This window comes from Paenibacillus wenxiniae, assembly GCF_039822605.1.
In the GTDB taxonomy this organism is placed as follows: domain Bacteria; phylum Bacillota; class Bacilli; order Paenibacillales; family Paenibacillaceae; genus Saccharibacillus; species Saccharibacillus wenxiniae.
The window spans coordinates 441100-458297 of sequence record NZ_JBCGUH010000004.1; the positions used below are offsets into that span (position 1 = coordinate 441100).

Annotated in this window: 16 protein-coding genes; 10 read left to right on the top strand and 6 right to left on the bottom strand. The window is 45.7% G+C overall.

Annotation, left to right across the window (positions count from 1 at the left end; all coding sequences use genetic code 11):
* Positions 1 to 918 (top strand): response regulator, encoded by a 918-nt coding sequence (locus tag AAHF22_RS10625; RefSeq protein WP_347324953.1) that lies wholly within the window; start codon positions 1 to 3, stop codon positions 916 to 918.
* A gap of 573 nt (positions 919 to 1491) precedes the next feature.
* Here AAHF22_RS10625 and AAHF22_RS10630 read toward each other — a convergent pair.
* Both AAHF22_RS10630 and lplA read right to left on the bottom strand, forming a co-directional pair.
* Positions 1492 to 2304: a Cof-type HAD-IIB family hydrolase gene (locus AAHF22_RS10630; protein WP_347324954.1), complete on the bottom strand. Its 813-nt coding sequence runs from the start codon at positions 2302 to 2304 to the stop codon at positions 1492 to 1494.
* A 174-nt stretch (positions 2305 to 2478) separates the two neighbouring features.
* Positions 2479 to 3480, bottom strand: a complete 1002-nt coding sequence (gene lplA, locus AAHF22_RS10635; protein WP_347324955.1) for a lipoate--protein ligase — start codon at positions 3478 to 3480, stop codon at positions 2479 to 2481.
* A gap of 353 nt (positions 3481 to 3833) precedes the next feature.
* Here lplA and AAHF22_RS10640 point away from each other — a divergent pair, with 353 nt between their 5' ends.
* From AAHF22_RS10640 to AAHF22_RS10655, 4 genes are all read left to right on the top strand, one after another.
* A complete protein-coding gene (locus AAHF22_RS10640) occupies positions 3834 to 4016 on the top strand; it encodes a hypothetical protein (protein WP_347324956.1) in 183 nt (60 codons plus the stop codon).
* 414 nt (positions 4017 to 4430) lie between these two features.
* Positions 4431 to 5462, top strand: coding sequence for an ABC transporter substrate-binding protein (locus AAHF22_RS10645; protein ID WP_347324957.1), 1032 nt, complete (start codon positions 4431 to 4433; stop codon positions 5460 to 5462).
* Positions 5459 to 6502: a FecCD family ABC transporter permease gene (locus AAHF22_RS10650; protein WP_347324958.1), complete on the top strand. Its 1044-nt coding sequence runs from the start codon at positions 5459 to 5461 to the stop codon at positions 6500 to 6502. The genes AAHF22_RS10645 and AAHF22_RS10650 overlap by 4 nt, the downstream gene beginning before the upstream one ends.
* 385 nt (positions 6503 to 6887) lie before the next feature.
* Positions 6888 to 7748 (top strand): ABC transporter ATP-binding protein, encoded by an 861-nt coding sequence (locus tag AAHF22_RS10655; RefSeq protein ID WP_347324959.1) that lies wholly within the window; start codon positions 6888 to 6890, stop codon positions 7746 to 7748.
* A gap of 399 nt (positions 7749 to 8147) precedes the next feature.
* On the opposite strand, the gene AAHF22_RS10660 is transcribed toward AAHF22_RS10655, so the two are convergent.
* Entirely contained in the window at positions 8148 to 9842 is a 1695-nt protein-coding gene (locus AAHF22_RS10660) for a methyl-accepting chemotaxis protein (RefSeq protein WP_347324960.1), read from the bottom strand.
* Between the two features lie 705 nt (positions 9843 to 10547).
* Here AAHF22_RS10660 and AAHF22_RS10665 point away from each other — a divergent pair.
* Positions 10548 to 11300 (top strand): queuosine precursor transporter, encoded by a 753-nt coding sequence (locus AAHF22_RS10665; RefSeq protein ID WP_347324961.1) that lies wholly within the window; start codon positions 10548 to 10550, stop codon positions 11298 to 11300.
* 597 nt (positions 11301 to 11897) lie between these two features.
* Here the strand turns inward: AAHF22_RS10665 and AAHF22_RS10670 are convergent.
* Entirely contained in the window at positions 11898 to 12986 is a 1089-nt protein-coding gene (locus AAHF22_RS10670) for a M24 family metallopeptidase (RefSeq protein WP_347324962.1), read from the bottom strand.
* Between the two features lie 318 nt (positions 12987 to 13304).
* Between AAHF22_RS10670 and AAHF22_RS10675 the strand changes: the two genes are divergently transcribed.
* Positions 13305 to 13751: a hypothetical protein gene (locus AAHF22_RS10675; protein WP_347324963.1), complete on the top strand. Its 447-nt coding sequence runs from the start codon at positions 13305 to 13307 to the stop codon at positions 13749 to 13751.
* Between the two features lie 270 nt (positions 13752 to 14021).
* Here AAHF22_RS10675 and AAHF22_RS10680 read toward each other — a convergent pair whose 3' ends face one another.
* Positions 14022 to 14543, bottom strand: a complete 522-nt coding sequence (locus AAHF22_RS10680; protein WP_347324964.1) for a DinB family protein — start codon at positions 14541 to 14543, stop codon at positions 14022 to 14024.
* 300 nt (positions 14544 to 14843) lie between these two features.
* Here AAHF22_RS10680 and AAHF22_RS10685 point away from each other — a divergent pair, with 300 nt between their 5' ends.
* The 3 genes from AAHF22_RS10685 to AAHF22_RS10695 are packed head-to-tail and all read left to right on the top strand — an operon-like array spanning position 14844 to position 16713.
* Positions 14844 to 15821 carry a DUF4261 domain-containing protein gene (locus AAHF22_RS10685; protein WP_347324965.1) on the top strand — a complete coding sequence of 326 codons (978 nt, stop codon included), beginning with the start codon at positions 14844 to 14846 and terminating at the stop codon, positions 15819 to 15821.
* Positions 15821 to 16321 (top strand): hypothetical protein, encoded by a 501-nt coding sequence (locus tag AAHF22_RS10690; RefSeq protein WP_347324966.1) that lies wholly within the window; start codon positions 15821 to 15823, stop codon positions 16319 to 16321. The genes AAHF22_RS10685 and AAHF22_RS10690 overlap by 1 nt, the downstream gene beginning before the upstream one ends.
* A gap of 20 nt (positions 16322 to 16341) precedes the next feature.
* Entirely contained in the window at positions 16342 to 16713 is a 372-nt protein-coding gene (locus AAHF22_RS10695) for an immunity protein PIM1 family protein (RefSeq protein WP_347324967.1), read from the top strand.
* 45 nt (positions 16714 to 16758) lie between these two features.
* On the opposite strand, the gene AAHF22_RS10700 is transcribed toward AAHF22_RS10695, so the two are convergent.
* A complete protein-coding gene (locus AAHF22_RS10700; protein ID WP_250342798.1) occupies positions 16759 to 17181 on the bottom strand; it encodes a threonine/serine exporter family protein in 423 nt (140 codons plus the stop codon).
* Between the last annotated feature and the right edge of the window lie 17 nt (positions 17182 to 17198).

The window sequence follows — 17198 nt, forward strand, 5'->3', positions numbered from 1 at the left end:
ATGGGATTGACTTTTTGTATTGTGGACGATGATCCAGCAACACGAGCGATGCTGGAAAATATTATTCAGGAGAGCCGACTGGGGGAAGTCACCGGAACAGCACGCGGTGGCGAAGAAGGCGCCCGCATCATTATGGAAACACGTCCAGATGTGGTACTTATCGATTGGCTTATGCCCGATCAGGATGGACTGGAAACGATTGTACAGCTCAAACGACAAGGCTTTAACGGGAAATATGTGATGATCTCACAGATTGAAAATCAAGAAATGGTTGGCGAAGCGTACCAGTCTGGAATTGAGTTTTTCATTCGTAAGCCGATCAATCGAATTGAAGTCGAATCCGTGTTATCACGTGTGAGTGAGCATGCGGAAATTCGGCAATATTTGAATGAGCTGAAGTCGTCGCTATCCAAACTCGATACGCTCAATTTATTATCCGCTGATCGTCAGACGACCGCTTCGGTGAAGCCGCGCAGTGTGAGTGAAGTGATTCGCCCTATTTATATGAATCTGGGTATCGTAGGTGAAGCAGGCTGCAACGATATTACAGCGATTATGCAAATGCTGCTGGAACACGGGCAAAGTGGTCCTTTTCCACCGCTCAAGCAGTTGTATGAAGGAGTGGCAGCAGCGTACAAAAGTACACCGCGTGAGATCGACAAAGAAGCGAAGGCGATTGAGCAGCGTATTCGTCGGACGGTAACGACAGCGCTGACGCATCTCGCATCGATCGGTTTAACGGATTACGGAAATCCGAAGTTTGAGCATTATGCACCGTTATATTTTGATTTTGAAGATATTCGGGCGAAAATGAAAGAGATTGACGAGGAACGCGATGATGGTAAGAGCAAGGTGAGTATTAAGAAGTTTTTGCAGGTGCTTTATTTGGAGGCGTTGGATCAGATGCAGAGTTCTTGATCTGCTGGTGAGAGCATTTCGTTGACCTGCCTGCTGAACGAGCTGTGTACCGGATTGTGCTTCCATACGAACATGATTCGTCGATTCGGTCGATTGGAGCGATTCTTCACAAAATAGGCACGATGCGTGTACAGTACAGGGGCTGGATCTAAGGGATACATCTCCGGCAAGCAATAAGGCAGCGTCTTTGAGTCGCTGATTGGGTAGACCCAATGTATCTCACAGAGATAGATGTAAGAGATAGATGTATTCAAAAGGAATGTATTTCCGAGGGAAAGCTCCATTGAAACTAAGCTTAAACCTATTTAAAACGAATCCAAAAGTTTAAAGTATGATGCCTGAAAGTGTATACAATAGCATACATCTAACAATACACATTTAAAAACACACCAAAAAGCACATCTAAAATCACACCTTATAGCGCATACTAAAAAGCACCTTGCGGTGAGTATGGGATTATCTGTTCCTTATAATGAACGGGATGATCCTATACTCTCTGGCAAGGTGCTTTTGATATATGACGAGTTTAAGTTTAGCCTTTGTGTAGACCCATAGTAATAAAGCTGTAGTGAATTAAACGGAAGCTTGCTCAGGATTAAGGATGAACTTTTCGATCACTTCTTTGACGCCATCTTCATTGTTGCTAGCTGTGATATAGTTGGCGATCGCTTTAAGTGGTTCGATGGCATTGCCCATAGCCACACCGAGACCGGCAGCTTCGAGCATTTCATGATCGTTCCAGGAATCGCCGACAGCGATCGTGTCTTTCAGGTCACAGCCAAAATGGTTTGCCAGGAATGTCAGCGCAGCGCCTTTGGTGCCTTCTTTGTGCATGATTTCCAGAAATTCTGGTTTGGATTTGGTAATGTGTACACTATCGCCGAGCAGTTCGCGCAAGATCGGTTGCAGCTCGTCCAGGAAAGCGGGATCGTCGATGATCAGCATTTTAGGTGTTGGCAGTTCCATCAGCTTGGCAAAATCAGGCTCGATATAGTATTGTGTGCGGTTGAGTGTTGTGTAGTCGATCAGATGCTGGTTCAGCTCACGTGCATACAGTTTGTCATCGATGTACGTTTGCAAATGCAAATTATGCTCGATGCAGTAGTCATGCAGTTTGCGTGCGGCTTCAACGGGTACATAGCGCTCATACAGCACTTTTTCATCCATCAGGTTTTTCACCAGTGCACCTTGATAAGTGATGATCGGGACATTCAGTCCGGTTTGACGCGCAATCGCTTGAGCAGATGCATACGCACGTCCAGTCGCGAGTGTCACGACCGTGCCTTTAGCTACGGCTTGCTCCAGCGCTTGCTGGGTAGCAGGTGTTACTTCTTTGTCGTCATTGATCAGGGTATCGTCGATATCAATCGCAATCAGTTTGTACATAATAGGTAGGCTCCTTCTATCCAGTTGATTTTATCTATATTGAAATCATTGAATCTATAATTGTTTAACCGTATTGAAAGTAAATACAGGCAATCGTAAGAAGATAGGCAATCGTAAAAGCAACACATTTGAACGTTACATGTTCGAAGGTTCCTTTTCAGCGTAGTGTTTAGCTTAGTCTTCCAACAATACAAGCCCGATAAATTCATCCAGCTCAATATTGCCAAAATAATGCTTAATATCCACGCCACTCATCGCTTCACGGACGCTGATTTCTTCATAGCGTTTGCCACGTAGACGATCTTCAATATCTGCCACATCGCCAATACCGAAAAAGTCGCCATAGATTTTGATCTCTTGCATATGACCGTCTTTAATATCCATGCGAATATCGATAATGCCGACCGGGAACTTGCGTGTATGCTTAATATTCGATGCTGGAGATTGGCCATAATTCCAATCCCAGTTGCGATAGCGCTCCGCCGAAATTTCGTGGATTTTGTTCCAGTCTGCTTCGGTCAGCACGTATTGGGGTACATCCCCTGGCTCAACACCGAAAATATGACGCAAAATCTCGTCACGGAACTGCTGCATCGTTAGCGGCTCGGTAAGGAATTCAGAGATGTTCGCCACGCGGCTGCGTACCGATTTGGTGCTTTTGGATTTGAATTTTTCTGGATTTACCTTGAGTGCAGATTGCACATTGTCCAGCTCCGAGTCGAACATAAGCGTACCGTGGCTGAACATGCGTCCGCGAGTAGAAAACTGCGCATTGCCGGAAATTTTACGCTCACCGACTTGCAGGTCATTACGTCCGGACAGATCGGCATCAACGCCAAGCTGTTGTAGCGCTTCAACGACAGGCTGGGTGAATTTGCGGAAGTTATGGAACGATTGACCGTCATCTTTAGTCAGGAAGCTGAAATTCAGATTGCCGTGATCATGATACACCGCACCGCCGCCGGATAGACGACGCACGACATGAATATGATTCGCTTTTACATATTCAGCATTGATCTCTTCGATCGTATTTTGATGCTTGCCGATAATGATAGACGGCTCATTAATATAAAAGAGCAGGTAGCTGTCATCCATCGGCAGGTGTTTGAGTACAAATTCTTCTATCGCCAGATTGATGGTCGGGTCGTTAATTCCCTGATTATCGATAAAGAGCATAGGACGTTCCTCCAGTATTATTTACCTTGTACAAAAATCACTTTTTCATTGAACCCCGTGTTAGGAAATCGCTAACACTAGAAAAGGTAAGATATTTTGCTTTCGCAAAAATCACTTTTTCATTGAACCCCGTGTTAGGAAATCACTAACACTAGAAATAAAAGCATACAGGCGTAAAGCCTTTTTACTTATTGTAAACGAAATGGTCTCCAAAACCAATTGAATGTTGCAAAATGACAATATCGTAAAGCAATAGTTTGGAACGATAAATTCCATTAAAATCCAGAATGTCGTTTTACAGGAAACACGGAAGGGTAATAACAACTAACGCTTGCAAAAGGAGGCAAATCATCATGAATGATCAAGCTCGAGAATTGCTGAACAGTAAGCAGGAAAAAAATGAACACAATCAGGATATGAAGAAGTTTGTGGAAGGCAAGGACAATGCGCCTGATTTGGAACAGGGAGTGTCCGATCAAGGGCGTCAGCCGGATCAGCAAAATCGGATGAAAGATCAGGAAAATCGCATCACCTGATCACGATGGCAAGTATATGATGGAACAGACAAGCATAAACGAAGTGAGCAGAGCTAATGCAGCCTGTTTGGTACAGCACCAAGTTGATGTCGATTGCGCTAACATAAGGTGAAGCAGACACGATGAAGATGAAGTGCAACAAGTATTATGTAGTTAAAAATAGACACCATATAACAGGCATCCTATAGCAAGTAGAACCCCCTTCTGTCCAGCCATGTATGACTCGTCTTACGATGAGATCGATATGGCTGACTGAAGGGGATTTTCGTATGCGCGATACATACCACGATACATAGACGGTAAATGCAATTGTAGCCGCGATTGTTATGCCCTATAATCAGAGGGATTGTATTCGTATTGACCGAATGTACCTAATAATGGCGGATACGCCTTAAAACCAAAGGAGATTGTACGATGAACTTTAATTCTTCCCCATTCCGCTGGCTATCCTCGATTGTTATGGCGGCTATGCTGTCCACGATGCTGGCTGCCTGTGCTCCAACGCAGCCAGCACCGACAACAGAGCAATCTGCAACAGAGAGCAGCGAGACGAGCAACAATAGTGCCGCATCCTCTAATGGAAGCAAGGCTACTGGCGAGCAGACTACGTATCCACTGACCATCAAGGATGCGACAGGCTATGCGTTTACATTTAAAGAAGAGCCTAAACGGATCGTTTCTATTTCCCCAGCCGAGACGGAAGCGTTGTTCGCACTTGGACTGGATCAGCAAATTGTCGGTGTGTCCGAGTACGACAATTATCCTGAAGCGGTGAAAACGAAAGCGCGTATCGGTGGTGTGAGCAAGCCGGATGTGGAAGCCGTCGTTGCACTTCGCCCGGATGTAGTATTTACCGGCATTTCTTCCAGTGAAGCACTCGTCAAAGAGCTGCGCGCTGCGGGCATTCCTATTTTCAAAACGACGCCAAAAACGATTGATGATGTGATCAGCAACATCGAACTGTACGGCAAAATTACGAATCATCAGGCGGAAGCGCAACAAGTAACCGATCATATGCGCCAGCAGGTAAAAATGGTAACTGATGCAGTTGCATCGCTAACACCGGAGCAAAAGAAAAAGGTATACATTGAATTTTCACCAGGCTGGACCGTTGGTAAAGGAGAGTTTATGGATGAGATGATCACCCTTGCTGGAGGTATCAATATTGCTGGCGATACGACAGGCTGGCATGAGATTAATGAGGAAGCGATCGTCGCTGCGAATCCAGATGTGATTTTGTACTCTAAAGGATCGATGGATACGAAAACGAACCAGACGCTGGATCAGATTATTCGCGCTCGTAGTGGCTGGAATAAGATCAAAGCGATTCAAAATAATCAATTATTCGGATTGGATGATGATCTCGTTAGCCGTCCGGGTCCGCGTGTAACAGATGGTCTGGTTGAAATCGCTCACGCCATCTATCCGAATCTGTTCAAACAATGAGTCGTCAACGCATATGGCCGTTGCTGTTATTTTTAATGTTGCTGGTCATTAGTGTGGTATTGAATACGGGGATTGGTTCGGTATATATTCCGGGTGGTCAGATTACACGCATTTTACTGCATCATATGCCAGGTATACAGCGCTGGATCACACCGGATTGGAATGAAGCGGCAGAGCAGATTATGCTGAATATTCGCTTGCCGCGTGTCATGCTAGCGTTGCTTGTTGGAGCTGCATTGGGTCTGGCAGGAGCGGCTTTTCAAGGCGTGCTGCGTAATCCGCTAGCCGACCCATTTACACTCGGTGTATCGTCCGGCTCCTCTGTTGGCGCGGCCGTACTTATTTTTACCGGCTATCAATATTCGTTATTCGGCGGTTGGACATTGCCGCTGATTGCTTTTGTTAGTGGCGCTATCACGTTATATGTTGTACTGGCGCTGGCACGAGAGCAGGGCACAATTCCGACAGGTAGCTTAATTTTGGCAGGCGTTGTTATGCAGTCGTTTCTCGGGGCGATTGTATCGTTTCTGGCGTCGATGTCGGAAGGCAGTGTGAACGAGATTATTTTCTGGACGATGGGTAGCCTGAGTCTACGTGGCTGGCCGTATGTCATGGCGATGCTGCCTTATGTGATTGTCGGTCTGGTGCTGCTGTGGAGCCAGGCGCGTGCGATGAATGTATTGTCGCTGGGCGAGCGAGAGGCGTCACATCTGGGCGTGAATGTCGATCGAACGAAAACGGTTGTACTCGTGATCGCTACGCTCATTACCGCCGCAGCGGTATCGGTATCCGGGGTTGTTGCCTTTGTCGGTCTGGTCGTTCCGCATATGATTCGTTTGCTGCTGGGACCTGATTATCGTTTGCTCATCCCGTTATCAGCTATCGGTGGAGGGATCTTTCTCATGTGGGCTGATACGGCGGCACGTACCGTACTGGCACCTACGGAAATACCGCTTGGTGTGGTAACTGCTTTTGTCGGGGCACCGTTCTTTGCGTATCTGTTGCATCGGAGTAAAAAGAAGCAATCGGATATGATGTGATAAAGATAGCTGGTGGCGGATGTGTTTATAGTCTGTTTGTATAGTTCATATTGTATGTGAACGGATACGGTTAGGAGTCAGCTTTTTTTTCTATATGTAAAACGTTATAGAGATGGATGTAAAAAACGTAGTGATAAATGGCAACTGGAATGGAAACCCAGTGTATAATTTAGAACGAGAACGAGAACGAGAACGAGAACGAGAACGAGAACGAGAACGAGAACGAGAACGATGAATAAAGAACAAGAAGCACTATGTGTTAGCAACCCATTCCCTTTATCAACATTAATTTAATTTGCACAGTCAGAACTTTAAATATGCCAGCATACACTTAAAGTTAGGATGTAAATGGGTCGATATGCTAGTACACAATGGAGGTGGAGCAATGCTGAAAAAGTGGAAAAAACGAAGCTCAGCACCATCCCAATCGTTAACGCATTCGTTTGCTTTTGCTGAGCATAATAGTCCGCTCCTCCAGCTAAACGATATCGCCAAAAGCTACGGCGCACGAACAGTGCTAGATAACATCAACTGGTCAGTACAACCGGGAGAATGCTGGGGCATTGTTGGTCCAAATGGTAGTGGCAAAACGACTCTTTTACAGCTGCTAGCAGGTACGGAGCGTGCAGAGCGAGGGAATATTTTGCTGCAACATCGTCCGCTGTACCAATACAGTCGCCGCGAGCTGGCAAGGCATACGGCAGTGCTGGGGCAAGAGGGATTGGCGCCACTACATTATCCGGTTAAAGAGGTGCTGGCGATGGGGCGTTATCCTTATCAAAACTGGCTCGGTCATGATCAACTGGAAACGTCAGATCAATTGCTGGAAGAAATTATGGAGCGTCTGGATCTTAAGCAGCTCGCTGATCGTCCCCTTGATCAGCTCAGCGGAGGGCAACGACAACGGGTCGCATTTGGAAAAGTGATGGCACAGCAACCTAAACTGCTTTTATTAGACGAGCCGACAACGTATCTGGATATCGCCTATCAGGTTCACTTTATGGAATGGCTGGACACATGGCGTAGAGAAACCGGCATTACGGTGATTGCCGTACTGCACGATCTGAATCTGGCTGCCCGCTATTGCGATCGTTTGTTAGCACTACAGGACGGGCAAATGATGATGCAAGGCACTCCTGCACAGCTAATGGAAGAGTCCGTATTAAAACAACTATTCCGAATCCGCCCAGCGATTGTACATCATCCTGATATCGATGTACCCCAGCTGTTGCTGAAACGGCGGTAAGATTTGTTTCGGCCATTACTGCTACATCCCCAATGACTGAATCAATTACAAACAGATTAACATATCAGCTATGAACTAACTAAAATACACAAACTAAAAGAGCCGATTTCTTGCTTTGCGCAGAAGTCGGCTTCTTAGTGTATAAGATTTGATATTTGTTGTGCATAAACTCGTATGTTATACATCGTACAGTGTTAGCGATCTTCTAACACGAGGTTCAATAAAAAGAATTTTTGTTAAGCAAAATATCGTACTGCCTTTGAGCACGGGAATCTACCATTCACTTCGGATTCATAGATTACTGTGCGATACCGAAGTCCGTCCCCTTATTCCTTCCCGGAATGGTGCACCATTTACAATCTAAGTTTGCAGACAAATCAGATTCTAGTCCAATCGCATTTATTTAAGTGTAAACTTACTAACCGCATCCTGCAATGACCGAGCCTGTTCGTTCAGCTCTTCCATAATCGCTGCATAAGCCAACATTTCCGATGATTGATGATCTGTATTTTTGGCAATGCCTTGAATGTTCTCCAACGCTTTGTGCGTGATTTCAGCCGTTTCATCTACAGATGCACTCACTTCTTCAGAACCAGCAGAGATTTGCTGTGTTGCCGCTGAAGCCGATTGTACAGTCATGTTCACCTGTTGTACCAGCTCCACAAGTTGATCGAACGACTGGCCTGCCTGCTGTACGAGTTGTGCACCGGATTGTACTTCTACGCTAACACGGTTCATCGATTCAGTTGATTTGAGTGATTCCTCACGAATGGATTGCAGTGCCGATTCAATCTGCTGTGCAGCTCCACGTGATTGATCGGCTAGATGACGAACCTCAGCCGCGACGACAGCGAAGCCACGTCCATGCTCGCCTGCACGAGCAGCCTCGATCGATGCATTGAGCGATAGCATTTGAATCTGTTTCGTAATCTCGCCAATCGATAATAGAATCTGGCTCATCGATTCCGAGCGATCGATGAGCATCTGTACCGATTCACGTGTATCCGATACGACCATTTCGACCGAGTTCATTTGCTGGATCGCATGCTGTGCCATACCGTTACCGGATACAGCGTGTTCCGATGCTTGTCCCAGTTGATCGGAAATGTCGGCAGTCGAAGAAGCGATATGTTGAATGCCATTGGTGATCTCTTCCATCGCACGCGCATTTTCCGTAGAAGACGTAGCGATCATTGTGCTGCCATCTTTAATCGTAGTAATAGAGTGGACAGATTGATCGACCATGCCTTGCATTTTGTTAATGCGTTTACTGAGTGCTTCGGTACCAAATAAAACTTTATCCGAGCTATCGATCACATGATTGACCATCATGCGCAGATTTTCCGTCATTAGGCGGAAGCCACGTGCTAGCTGGGCGATTTCATCGCTACCTGTCATTTTAATGTCCTGTTGCAGATTCCCCTCGGCAACAAGGCGGGTATGACGTACAAGACGAGCAAGTGGCAATGTGATTTTACGGCTAAAACGATAAGCAACGAACAGACATACAGCGACTGAAGCGATGGCAACGACTAATGTAGTGAGGATCAGATTCGTCGTAATGCCTTCGACAAAGCTGGCATCCATACTTGCAGCGACTAGAATGGAGCTACCTGGAACACGATAATAATATGTGACATGCGCACCATTTTCCGTAGAATACAGATCAGTGAGCAATTTACCTTTGTCTATAGCGGTATTAATATTGTCGCTTAGCTCTACTTCCTGTCCGTCCTTAAAGTTTTTGGATTTGTTAGACGTTGCAGCAACGACAGCTTTATCTTTATCGATACGGAGTACATACAGATTGTCCAGCTCGTATGCATTTAACTGATCATTAAGATAGCTTTCCAGCTTCATAATTTCTCCGCTATTGCCCTGTGCTGCTTGCATCACCTGTGTATTATCGAGATCTTTCAAAATGCCATCCATTGCGATGTTAAGCACCTGACGGAATTGAGGAACGACATTATTATTGACCACTCCACGGGTCATAAAATAAAAGAATGTACTCATCACAAGACAGACAACGATAATAAGCAGAGCAAATGTAACCATGATCTTACGGCTAATCGATTGATTTATTCGAAACATACACAATCCCCTTCCTGTACTTGACACGATGAGAGATCTAAGACTTAAATAGGCTATTTCATCCTGTCTTTCATTCAAACACAGTTTACATACGTAAAAATAAGTGACGTGAGTAGTGAGCTAAATTATCTTTTGACCATCTAATGGAATAAAAGCCTATTCTGACGATTTTAGGCTCTTTTTGTCAATGAAACATCCGACTCCCTTCAAGCTTCCGGAACCATATAATCTGTTAGTAGCAGTGAATATGTGAAACCAGGCTTTATACGTGCTAAATGGACTAAGTAAAAAGGCTTAATTATTTATTTATATTATATCAATTGACCGTTGTTTGAATAGTTCTTTACACATATAAAATGTTAAAATTGCAAAAAAAACTGAAAATCAAAAGCGAATTTGTGAAAAAAGTGTGATATCTAACATGTATATTACATAATATACTGATATAGGACTTGGATGGGGATGTCTTTACAATGGCATTCAGAACGAAAGTATAACGACAAATTCAGTACAAAATGTCCACTTTACCTTACGCTAGTCAACGGTTTGGTAAGGACGAAATAAGCTGCTTTAAACAGTGCATCAGCGTATTAACATACAAATCGGGCTTGTAGAGTCATTAGTCCTGTGATAAAGTAAAACAGTTTTCAGCACATTTCGCGGTTCGTAACCATCCCGCGTTATCAAAACTAGGGGGAAATTCGATTGTTTAACCTATGGTGGGGTATTTTATTCGTTCTTGTTACGTATACATTGTTTGTATTCAGTTATCGATTGTTTGGCATTAAAGGGATATATGGCTGGATTGCGATTGCAGCGATTCTAGCGAATATTCAGGTGATCAAAACGATTGAGCTGGCTGGTGTAGTCACGACGCTTGGCAATACGCTCTATGTCAGTATGTATCTGGCAAGCGATCTGCTCAATGAACGGTTCGGGCCTCAGGTCGCTCGTCGCGCAGTGTGGTTTGGATTTCTAACGCTGATCATTACAACGATCGTGATGCAGATGGCGCTGCAATTCGAAGTTGCGCCTGGCGTGGATATTTCGGCAGATGCGCAGAGCGCACTGGAGTTAATTTTTGGACAGGTATCCATTTTGCTTATTGCGAGTTTGACATCCTATCTGGTCAGTCAGTTGCTTGATGTACGTCTGTATCGCTGGCTGCGTCGTTCGTTTCCTAAACCAGAACAATTGTGGATTCGTAACAATGGTAGCACGATGATCAGTTCGTTTGTGGATACGCTGATCTTTTGCACAATTGCGTTTCTTGGTATATACGAATGGTCGGTCTGGCTGCAAATTTTGTTTACGACGTATATTTTAAAATTCATTTTGACCGCTGCGGGTACGCCATTCCTGTACTGGGCGCGTACGTTCAAAGTACCGGCAGAAGATCAGCCCTTACTGCTTCGACACGGTTCGGATCATAGTGAAGCAGAGCGAGAATGGACTTGATGATTTTATTAAACCGTTGTTATCCAAATGTAAGCTAATAAATTGTAGTCTGTATGCTAACGGTACAGCTTATGTTAACTACACTATCAAAGTGTAATTATAAAAGGTGTAGAGTATAAGCATCCAATTTTAGTGTTAGCAATTTCTTAACATGTCGTTCAACGAAAAATGATTTTGGCAAAACAAAATATGTTACTACATCGATCGGTTCAGAGATTCGAATAGTAGCAGAACAGTATCCATGTACGCTCCATGCATGGCATAACGAATCAGTATACAAACAAAACCACGCGCTCTATACGCATGATCGGTATAGAGCGCGTGGTTTTTTGTGATGGGTAATTGGCTGATCAAACAATCGGTCAATCGAAATACAGCTACAAGTTACACGCTATCGAAATATATAAAGTATAGGTCATCGAAATATATAAACAATAGAAGTGTCGCAACTATAGAAATGTAGAAGTTTGGGCATCTACATTTGTGTATTTACAAGTTATAGAGTAGATAAAAGCCAGTATTGGTCGCATCTGTTTTAACAGATATAACAGATGTAACAGATGTAACAGATATAACGGATTTAACGAATTGAATCCATTAACCGATTACCGTCAGCTCTTTTGGGAACGAAGACAGCACATCCACACCTTGATCGGTAACGATCACATCGTCTTCAATCCGCACGCCGCAGTGACCCGGAATGTAAATGCCCGGTTCGACGGTAAATAGCACACCGGATTCGAGCAGATTTTCATTGCCGCCATGTACAGACGGATATTCGTGCGTATCCATGCCAAGTCCATGTCCAAGTCGGTGAATAAAGCGTGGGCCATAGCCGGCTTCGGTAATCACGTCACGTGCTGCTTTATCAATTGAAGCAAAGGTTACACCCGGACGGGTCGCTTGAATGGCAGCTTCATTGGCAGCCAGCACCGTATGATATACACGAGACGTTTCGTCATCGATATCACCGATTGCAAATGTACGTGTAATATCAGAAGCATAGCCATTGTAAAACAGCCCCAGATCGAACATGACGAGTTCACCGGATTGCAGTTTACGCTGACCTGGTACACCGTGCGGTAGTGCCGTATTCGGACCGGACAATACCATCGTATCAAAAGCTGGCTTTTCCGCACCGACTTTTTTCATCTGATATTCCAGCTCGGCTACAAGATCAAGCTCAGTCATGCCTATTTTCACACTGGAAATCCCGCGGCGCAGCACTTCCTCGATCTTTTGGATCGATAGGCGCATACGCTCGACTTCATCCAGTGATTTGCGTGAACGCATACTGTTCAGCATGCTCGTTATATCGTGGTAGGCTTCTGCTTGCAACACTTCGGAAAGCTGTTCAAACCGTGCCACCGATAAATGTTCCTTTTCCACGCCCAGTGTTCCGACTTTGCCGCCGATACACTCTTGCAGGCGAACATACGGATTATCGGTATCCAGATGCGTTTCGATGCGTTGTATCGTCGATGTGCTGCGCGCTTTATCTTCATCGAGAGCAGGCAGCAAAATAAAAGGCTCATTGCCTTCCGGAATAAATAAGCCTAGAAAACGTTCATGTGGATCACTCGCGAAGCCGCTAAGATAGTATACATGCTTGGGATCGGTAATTAGCAAACTATCAAGCTCGGCCTGCTTCATCAATCCACGAAGTGTAGCAATTCTGTCGTCCATAAGTTACAGCTCCTTGTCGTTGTAAAATCATATCGGTACGGATGGTACGCCTACGAAGCACGCATCCTCACTTTGTCTATTGTAGCGGTTAATGTAGCTCAGGAAAAGTCAGTCGGTCATATGTAGCAGCAGCGGACAGACAAAGTAGATGTGTAGCTATCGCTAAGTATGGAGCGGTACAGGGAGGGGAAATAGCAGGAGAAAAGCAGCATGTTCTCGAACATGGACTAGGGAAGCTTTTATGGACTGGAGGAGCTTTGAATAATAATCAAGTATAATGAGCACAGTTTAACAGGATCAAAGGAGGTGGAAGCTTTTATGCTCAAGTTAGTACCTGAGAAAGTGAACTTTTACATATCGACTACCGATCTGACTGCAATGTATACCGAATCCAGTGGAGTCACCGTTACACTTGATGTGCAGACGATCGAAGATTGGCAACAGGAGCAATATCGTGAGCTAGCGCTTGTATTTCAGCCTGTTGCAGAGCTACGCTGTGTAACATTGAATTTGTTTGAGCATGTCGAGCATACTATTGAACTGGCCGATGGTGCAGATGAGGTGGAAGCGTTCTGGAAGCAGTACGGATATCATCCTGATCCGGGACTGTATGAGGTTCAAGCGTCAGAGTGGTTATCAGCCAAGCAACAGCAATACGATCCCAAGAAACGACTTCAACTGAAGCATTATGTTATTGCAGGCTATGACAGTCATATCGAGATCATTGCTTCTGGCTATACGTATCGGATGGTGGAAGCCGAATAAAGTTGGAAGTGGAATGCGCTAATCCGTGAAATTTCAAAAGCCGCTCACTCCTTAAATGGAATAAGCGGCTGGAGGGTACAACGACTGGACAATTATCCAATCCGTCATAACCGTAAGTGAATTGTAAACGTCATGAATTCAATCATAAACGTCATGCTTCACGCTATAGTACAGCAGCTATATGCCGGCTGCGATATAGCTGCTCCGGCTGCACACCACTTATCGTCTTCTGGCGGTTTTCTAGTCATGGCGATGCCAACGACGACTGCTTTAACCGTGAGCGGCGGTAAGCGCGGATTGAATGTCCTTCATTTGTTCCAGATGGCGTTGTTCATGCAGTCCGATAAATTCGACCCATTCTTCCAATGTCATCGAGCCAAACACAGGATGATTCATCGTTTTCTGTTGCAGCTGTTGTGGATCAGCCGTTTGGAGTAGCTCTTCCAGATGGGAGCGGGAGCGTGACAGACGCGTATATAGTTCCTGACGCGTCATATGCTTATCCGCAGGCACGAGATCCGCGGGTGCTTCAATGCGGCGCGAGCGATCTGGTGTAAGACGGAACGATGGAGCATCGCTATGCTGAGACAACGGCGGTGGTGTAGGTTCATTTTGCTGTAGGACGGCACCCATGCGCGTCGTAATCGCGGTTTCCATCAAATAAAGATGCTCAAGCACCTGTGCTATGCTCCATTGCCCGGCATGGGCATGTTCATTTAACAACGTTTCATCCTGCGAATCTGTAAAATCACGAATATGTTGGCGGATCGTAACGGTATGTGGATGAATCATAACAAAACCTCCTTGGATGGTGGTTTGCCTGCTAAAGGCATGATACTGTGCATCGAAGCCCAAAGCGGTTATAATTGCAGAGTACCCCGCTAAGGTTCCGTTTGAAACGAAGACAGGTTGAACTGCTTCTACACCAAATTATACACTACTTTGGAGCAAGACAGCTATGCGGGACGTCTCAATGACAACAGGGTGATACATAAAATAACGGATTACGCTTCGTTCAGAATGTCATGAAACAGGGTAATAAGGAGCAGCATACCGATTTAGTTTGAAAAAGGAAAGGGGCTTAATTAGACAATGACATCTATGCAACCCGGTCAACCGGACCCACAGCAACAACGCGAAATGGAAGAGGATTATGGCTATGCTCCCATTTATACGGTGCAGTTATTATATAAGGAAAAGCCTGTTATCGATCGTGAAGCATTGTATGCAAAAATTATCGAATACACAGGCCCTGTGCGCACATCAGAAGATTTAGCTGAAGACGCAGAGGAAACGCTAGCAGTATGGGAAGCACGCAGCGAAGCTGGACATGAGGAAGATGAGGATCACTACCATTTCTTCCATCTGAATCATACATTGAACTATCAGGAAGGTCCGATGCCGGTACAAACGGTATTGATGCCAGTCAATGATACACCGACGGTCGAGATGTACGAGTCTGCGCTTCAGCAGTCCTGGCATTGGACAGAAGCAGCCGCTACCGTCGAAGCATGCAACCATGAATTGATGCTGACCGATATGATGGCGCGAGGGATGCCGCCACAGCGCAGATTGCCGCTATTTAACGATGTGCTGCGAGCGATTTTGGAAGTTGCGCCATGTGAGGCGGTATATTACAAAGCAAGCGATAAGCTCGTATCCGCAGCCGAGCTGCTCCAGGCGCTTCAGCAGGATCAACAGCTATATGGTGCACTTAATATTCGTTTGTACCAGATTCCTGGTGAAGGCGAGCGCAAGGAAATGGTCATGGATAGCTGTGGACTGGCCGCGCTCGGCGTACCGGACGTGCAGTGCCATTTCTACGATATGGAACCTGGCGAAGTCGCGCAGTTTATTACGAATGTAGCGGATTATGTGTATCATCAAGGTGATATTATCGCTGATGGCGAAACGATCGGACTGCATGAGAATCAACGCTGGCGTGTCGAGCATCAATATGCACTTGTGATACCACGCCGTGTTGTGCTTGATCTGGACCCGGGCGAGCCTTATTATGCAGGTCATCATCAATCCAGCCCAACGAGTGGTGGACAGGATCAGGTCGAGTAATGGAATATTATAAGCTGCGCTTTGAAGAAAGCAAGGAGAACTACTACTTTGAAGTTGACGATGAGCGCACTGTATTGCGTCAGGTCATAGAGGACGAAGAACACTGGATCGTGTCATGCCGTCCAGATGAGGAACTGCATTTCTGCCTGTTTGATCAAGTATTTGATCAGAGTATGGACGATGCAGAGGGACGCGACATTACACGCGAGCAATTTGAAGACGTATGGACAGAAGCAACACGTCCGTATCGTAAAGCATGGGAGCATACGAAGCAGCGCTTCGCTCCCGGCGATCAGGTAGCAGGTATCGTAGAGGTTTTTTATCCGCAGGGCACGATTCTCAGCCTGCCTAGCGACGCATACGGCATTCTGGATGACCGTGAATGTAATGGATCATCTGTAGCCGAATCACGTGCTCCGGGTTATATGCTTAAAGCGTATGTTATCGGCTGGGACGAAGTGAATATGTGGCTTAAACTGTCCTGTAATAAGCCAAGTTGAACGAATAAAGGAGAGTCAGCATGCTAGATGCGATGATCACTTCATTACAGCCGAAACTGGAACGACAACAATTATTGCCGGCAACTGTATGGGAACAGCTGGATGAATCCGCCTATCTCGACTACCGCGATGGTGCCGATTTTGATACCGCCTGGATTGAAGCCTATCAAAAGCTACGCCGCGAAGGACTCACACCAGCCGAACAAGACCAGCTCCAGGAATGGAGCCGCCTTGCCTTTGACGAAACGATCAAAGCTTCCGGTAGCGGCGACCTGGCTGCCTACGTCAGCGACGACATCGACCTTATCTTCAGCGCCCATATGCTAGGCTTGAACGATGATTTCGTCAACTGGCTAGCCCGTTGCTATGATGAAGGTCGGCTGCCTTCTTAAGGAGTAAAGAAACAATCATAACTATTCAAATACGCCGTGCACCCATTACCGGGCAGCACGGCGTATCATTTGATTAAACACTTCTGACAATACCAGCCCCAATGCAATCGACCCTGACAGCATCGCTGCTTGAGCCGCAAGTGCAGTCGCAGCGGCGTAATCATTTTCAACGAAATTACGCATCGAATTGTAAGCAAGTCCGCCGGGTACGAGCGGAATCACACCGGCAACGCTAAAGATAATGATCGGCGTTTTGTATATACGCGCAAAAATCTGGCTAATGCCGCCCACGATAAATGTAGCGATCAGCGTAGCGGCAATCGGATTAATATGCGTATATAGCAGCACATACACCATCCAGCCAAGCATCCCGGCGATGCCGCATTGTAGCAAAGAACGGCGCGGTGCATTAAAAATAATACCGAAGCCGACAGAGGCGATAAAGCTGGTGATAAGCTGAGCCAGCATAACAGAATTGACCTGCC

Excerpts from the sequence above, each read along its gene's own strand:
- AAHF22_RS10640 (WP_347324956.1), top strand. The coding sequence starts at position 3,834 with ATGAATGATCAAGCTCGAGAATTGCTGAACAGTAAGCAGGAAAAAAAT.
- AAHF22_RS10675 (WP_347324963.1), top strand. The coding sequence starts at position 13,305 with ATGCTCAAGTTAGTACCTGAGAAAGTGAACTTTTACATATCGACTACC.
- AAHF22_RS10645 (WP_347324957.1), top strand. The coding sequence starts at position 4,431 with ATGAACTTTAATTCTTCCCCATTCCGCTGGCTATCCTCGATTGTTATG.
- AAHF22_RS10685 (WP_347324965.1), top strand. The coding sequence starts at position 14,844 with ATGACATCTATGCAACCCGGTCAACCGGACCCACAGCAACAACGCGAA.
- AAHF22_RS10680 (WP_347324964.1), bottom strand. The coding sequence starts at position 14,543 with ATGATTCATCCACATACCGTTACGATCCGCCAACATATTCGTGATTTT.
- AAHF22_RS10650 (WP_347324958.1), top strand. The coding sequence starts at position 5,459 with ATGAGTCGTCAACGCATATGGCCGTTGCTGTTATTTTTAATGTTGCTG.
- AAHF22_RS10690 (WP_347324966.1), top strand. The coding sequence starts at position 15,821 with ATGGAATATTATAAGCTGCGCTTTGAAGAAAGCAAGGAGAACTACTAC.
- AAHF22_RS10630 (WP_347324954.1), bottom strand. The coding sequence starts at position 2,304 with ATGTACAAACTGATTGCGATTGATATCGACGATACCCTGATCAATGAC.
- AAHF22_RS10625 (WP_347324953.1), top strand. The coding sequence starts at position 1 with ATGGGATTGACTTTTTGTATTGTGGACGATGATCCAGCAACACGAGCG.
- AAHF22_RS10700 (WP_250342798.1), bottom strand. The coding sequence starts at position 17,181 with ATGCTGGCTCAGCTTATCACCAGCTTTATCGCCTCTGTCGGCTTCGGT.
- AAHF22_RS10670 (WP_347324962.1), bottom strand. The coding sequence starts at position 12,986 with ATGGACGACAGAATTGCTACACTTCGTGGATTGATGAAGCAGGCCGAG.
- AAHF22_RS10660 (WP_347324960.1), bottom strand. The coding sequence starts at position 9,842 with ATGTTTCGAATAAATCAATCGATTAGCCGTAAGATCATGGTTACATTT.
- lplA (WP_347324955.1), bottom strand. The coding sequence starts at position 3,480 with ATGCTCTTTATCGATAATCAGGGAATTAACGACCCGACCATCAATCTG.
- AAHF22_RS10655 (WP_347324959.1), top strand. The coding sequence starts at position 6,888 with ATGCTGAAAAAGTGGAAAAAACGAAGCTCAGCACCATCCCAATCGTTA.
- AAHF22_RS10695 (WP_347324967.1), top strand. The coding sequence starts at position 16,342 with ATGCTAGATGCGATGATCACTTCATTACAGCCGAAACTGGAACGACAA.